The organism is Paraconexibacter sp. (assembly GCF_041602235.1).
Taxonomy (GTDB): domain Bacteria; phylum Actinomycetota; class Thermoleophilia; order Solirubrobacterales; family Solirubrobacteraceae; genus Paraconexibacter.
This window is the reverse complement of record NZ_JBFIGP010000282.1, coordinates 1-4,925: the sequence shown is the minus strand read 5'-3', so window position 1 is coordinate 4,925 and position 4,925 is coordinate 1. Positions and strand designations below refer to the sequence as shown.

Here is a 4,925-nt window from a genome sequence, read left to right as displayed (position 1 = left end):
ATCGCGCTTCCGCCCAGCCGCAGCGCGGTCATGAAGCCCTCCTCGCCGACCTTGGCGTCGTCGACGGCACGCCGCAGCTCGTTGACCGCCTCGCGCTGCTCCTCCGCCACGAGGTCCTTGGGGACGTCGATGAAGATGAGGTGGCGCGGCTTGCGGACCTTGGCGGCGGCGAGCACGAACGGCGCGCGCTCCTCCGGGGCCAGCGTCTCGGTCAGGACGACCGTGGACTTGTCGGCCTCGAGCCGCTTCGTGGCGGCGGCGAGCAGCATCTTGGCGGCGGAGGCCTCCAGCGCCTCGTCGGGGACCCGGCCGCGGATGAGCTCGCGGACCTTCGCGAGCGACAGGACGCCGTTCTGGTCCTCGAACCGCTTGACGGCGAAACGCTCCAGTGCCGCGGGTGCCTCGCCGCCGACGACGACCACGAGGCTCCCCGGCGAGTAGCGCTGGCGATCCGAGGGCGGCAGGACGCGGCAGCGGACCTCGACGTTCGGTCCGCGCTCCGGACGCTCCTTGCCGTCACGGCGGGGACGGTCGGAGGACCAGCCACCGCGCTCGTCGTCGCCGATCTTGACGCTGCGGGTGCCGTCGGGAGTGGACATGCACTGATCGTGACGTATCACGGGCGCGAGCGGGTTCCCGCAGGGCGACCGCGGTCCGGGCACACGTCGCGACGGGAGGATCGCGCCCGCACCCGCAGGGCTCCACCCGGGCCGATCTGGGACCGTGTGGGGCTCGATGTCGCACGCCGCCCCCGCCCCGACCACCTTCGCCGATCTCCCCCTCCGTGCCGAGCTGCTCCACGAGCTCGGCACGCTCGGGTACGAGGAGCCGACGCCGATCCAGCGAGAGACGATCCCGCCGCTGGTCGAACGCCGCGACCTCCTCGGCCAGGCGGCGACCGGGACCGGGAAGACGGCGGCCTTCGCGCTGCCGCTGCTGCAGAACCTGCCCGACGGAAACCGCGGGACCCAGCCGGTCGCGCTCGTCCTGGTGCCCACGCGCGAGCTGGCGATGCAGGTCTCGGAGGCCGTCCACCGGTACGGACGCGGGCTCGGGGCCCGCGTGCTGCCGGTCTACGGTGGCGCGCCGATCGTCCGTCAGCTGAAGACGCTGCAGCGCGGCGTCGACGTCGTCGTCGCCACCCCCGGCCGGGCGCTGGACCTCATCAACCGCGGCGCGCTGCGGCTCGGGAGCATCGAGACCGTGGTGCTCGACGAGGCGGACGAGATGCTCGACATGGGGTTCGCCGAGGACCTGGAGGCGATCCTGTCGCAGGCGCCGAGCGGTCGCCAGACCGTCCTGTTCAGCGCGACCATCCCGGCCCGCATCAGCGGCATCGTCAAGCGCCACCTCAACGATCCGGTCCGTGTCGAGATCGCTCGCGAGACCACCCCGGAGGGCGAGGCGCCGCGGGTACGCCAGAGCGCCTACATCGTCCCTCGCGCACACAAGCCGGCCGCGCTGGCACGCGTGCTGGATCTCGAGGCGCCCGCGGCAGCGATCGTCTTCTGCCGGACCCGCGACGAGGTCGACCAGCTGACCGAGACGCTCGGCGGTCGCGGGTACCGGGCCGAGGCCCTGCACGGCGGCATGAGCCAGGACCAGCGCTCGCGCACGATCGCGCGCGTCAAGGCGCAGACGACCGAGCTGCTGGTCGCGACCGACGTCGCCGCACGCGGGCTGGACATCGATCACCTCACGCACGTCATCAACTACGACGTGCCGTCGGCCGCCGAGGCCTACGTCCACCGCATCGGACGGGTGGGCCGGGCGGGCCGCGAGGGCGTCGCCGTCACCCTCGCGCAGCCGCGCGAGACCCGGATGCTGGGGACGATCGAGCGGGCCACGCGGCAGAAGATCACGATCGAGTCGGTGCCGAGCGTCGCGGACCTCCAGGCCCGTCGCCTGGAGCTGACACGTGGGGCGCTGCAGGAGGCGCTGCTGGCCGACGACCTCGACTCGTTCCGCGTCGTCGTCGAGGCGCTGGCCGAGGAGCACGGTCCGATGGAGGTCGCGCTCGCCGCGGTCAAGCTCGCGCACGAGGCGACCGGCGGCGGCCCCGCCGAGGAGGAGGAGATCCCCGACGTCCGGCCCGATGCCCGCGGCGGGCGACCGGCCGGCGGCGGCAGCGGCGGGCCCCGCGGACGGCAGGCGCGGCCGTCGGGTCCCACCGCGCGGCTCTACATCGGCGTCGGGCGCAAGCTCGGCATCCGCCCGCAGGACCTCGTCGGCGCGATCTGCGGCGAGACGCGCCTCAGCGGTCGCGAGGTCGGCTCGATCGAGATCACCGACAAGTTCTCGATCGTCGAGGTGCCCGAACCGGCTGCCGACGAGGTCATCGCCGCCCTGCGCGCCAGCACCATCAAGGGCAAGAAGGCGACGGTGCGCAAGGACCGGGGCCACGCCGCCAAGCCGCGCGGCTGAGGGAGTCGCGGGCCCGAGCCGGATCTGTGCGCCCGCGCACGGTTCGTTGCGGGCCGCAACGCCGCGCGCCGTCGGGGGTTCTCTGTCGTGTGCCACTGATTCGCCCGTTCGTCCCGGCCGCGACCGCCGTCGCGGCCGCTCTGTTGCTCGCCGTCCCGGCCGCCCGCGCCCAGGGTGCCCCCTGCCCGGGCGGGTCGCCGAGCTGCGCCTACATCGCATCCGCGCAGATCGGCTCGGCGTCCGGTGGGGTCCTGCGGTTCCCGCAGTCGATCGCCATCGCCGGGGACGGCACCGTCTACGTCGGCGACCAGCACTCGCGCGTGGTGCACGCGTTCTCGCCCGACGGCACGTTCTTGCGCTCGGTCGGGGTCCCGGGCACCCGGTCGGGCGAGCTCTCCTCGGTCGGCGCGCTGGCGGTCGCCCCGGACAACACGCTGTTCGTGGCCGACGGCAGCAACCGCATCGACCGCTTCGACCCCAGCGGACGGCTCCTGGGGTCGTTCGGACGTTCCGGCACCACGGTGGGCCGGTTCCGGTTCGGCGCCGGGGGCGGCAACGACGCGGGCGCCGGCGGCGGCCTGACGGCCGACGCCACCCACCTGTTCGTGGCCGACAGCGGCAACGACCGCATCCAGCGGTTCACCCTGAGCGGCGGGCAGGGCATGGAGCTCGTCCAGCCGGGCCAGCTCGCCTACCCGAAGGGCGTCGCGGTCCGCAAGACCCGCCTGCTGGTGGCCGACGACCAGAACCACCGGGTCCAGGCCTTCGACACCGGGGGCCGCCTGCTCACGACCATCGGCCGCGGCGAGGGCTCCGCGCCGGGTCAGCTCTCCTTCCCGTACGGCGTGGCGATGGACACCGCCGGCCGCGTCTTCGTCGCCGACAACCTGAACCACCGGATCGTGCGGTTCGGGACCGCTCCCGAGTACGACTACGTCTCCCGCTGGGGCGGGTTCGGAACCGCCCCCGGTCGCCTCGCCTACGTGCGCGCGCTGGCCGTCGGCCCGAGCGGCGAGATCTACGTCGCGAACACCGGCAACGACCGCATCGACGTGTTCAGCCGCGGCGGCTCCCTGCTGCGGAGCTTCGGCCGCTCCGGCCGCGCCCAGGGCCAGTTCAACAACCCGGCGGGGGTCGCCTCCGACGCGGCGGGGTACCGCGCGGTCACCGATTCGATCAACGGACGGCTGGAGCTGCTCGACCCGTCGGGCGCGGTCGTCACGAGCTGGGGCTCGCCGAACCCCGGACCGACGATCCTGCCCCGGCCGGTCGCGGTCGCCTTCGACGGGGCGGGGGACGCCTACGTCCTGGACCAGCGCCGCGCACGGATCCTGGTGTTCTCGCGGACGACCGGCCAGGCGGTGCGCACCATCGGCGCGCAGGGCAGCGGCCCCGGCCGGATGCAGGACCCGTCGGCGCTGGCGGTCGACGCGACAGGGACCATCACGGTCGCCGACACGGGCAACGAGCGGCTCGTGCGCTTCAGGACCGACGGCACCTACCTGGGCGCCGTCTCGTCCGTCGGGACGGTCCGCGGCGTCGCTGTCGTCCCGGACGGCTCGCGGATCTACGCCGTCAACGGCCAGAACAAGGTGCTCGTGCTCTCGCCGCAGGGGCAGGAGCTCGCGGTGTTCGGCGGGACCGGGCGCAAGCTCGGCAAGCTGAACGCCCCCGCGCAGATCACCCTCGACGCCGCCGGCAACCTCTGGGTCGCGGACCGCGGGAACAACCGCGTCCAGCAGTTCGGTCCCAACGGCGAGCGGCTGCTGACCTTCGGCGAGCGCGGCACCGGCCCGGGGCAGTTCACCTATCCGACGGGTGTGAGCGTGTCGTGCAACGGCCTGCTGACGGTGACCGACCAGGGCAACAACCGCGTCCAGCAGTTCGCGCTCGCCGCTCCCGCGCAGACGTCGTGCGGCACGCTGCCGGCCCTCGGCACGCCGCCGGCGCCGAAGGTCCCGACGCTCCCGCCCGCCCCCGGTCCGGAGCTGACGGTCAAGGTGCTCCGGCGGGCCAGCCTGCTGTCCCGGCGCAACCTGCCGCTGCGCGTGCGCTGCGACACCGTCTGCACGGTGAAGCTCACCGGCACCCTGTCGGAGCGGTCCGCGCCCACGCCACGCAAGGGCAAGAAGCGCCGCAAGCCGGTGTCCGTGGACTTCCGCACCGAGACCCGCGAGTTGGCGGCGGGCCAGTCCGGCGTCGTCCGGGCGCGCTTGAGCGCCCGCGACGTGCGCAAGCTGCGCAAGGCGCTCGGCCGGCGTCGCGGCCTCGCCGCCACGCTGCAGATCTCGGCGACCTCCCCGGCGGGCGAGGTCACCGAGGAGTCGCAGGCGCTCAACGCGCTGGGCTGACCGGGACCCGAGCCCGCGCATCCGGTAGAACCAGAGGGCGATGACCGACGCCTTCATGCCCCGCCTGCCGCGCCGCGAGACGGTCGACCGGGTCCCCCGGCCCGTCGATGGTGAGCCGGGGCGGTTCAGCGTCGACGCGACCTGGGGCGT

General features: G+C 74.1%; 3 protein-coding genes. 2 read left to right on the top strand and 1 reads right to left on the bottom strand.

The window, feature by feature from the left end; all coding sequences use genetic code 11:
- Positions 1-599: hypothetical protein (locus ABYE80_RS17135; RefSeq protein ID WP_372791522.1), on the bottom strand; the 599-nt coding region annotated here is incomplete at its 3' end.
- A gap of 136 nt (positions 600-735) precedes the next feature.
- On the opposite strand from ABYE80_RS17135, the gene ABYE80_RS17130 reads away from it, so the two are divergent.
- Both ABYE80_RS17130 and ABYE80_RS17125 read left to right on the top strand, forming a co-directional pair.
- Complete coding sequence (locus tag ABYE80_RS17130) at positions 736-2,424, top strand: DEAD/DEAH box helicase (protein ID WP_372791521.1); 1,689 nt, start codon at positions 736-738, stop codon at positions 2,422-2,424.
- An 89-nt stretch (positions 2,425-2,513) separates the two neighbouring features.
- Complete coding sequence (locus ABYE80_RS17125; protein ID WP_372791520.1) at positions 2,514-4,775, top strand: 6-bladed beta-propeller; 2,262 nt, start codon at positions 2,514-2,516, stop codon at positions 4,773-4,775.
- Positions 4,776-4,925: the final 150 nt, after the last annotated feature.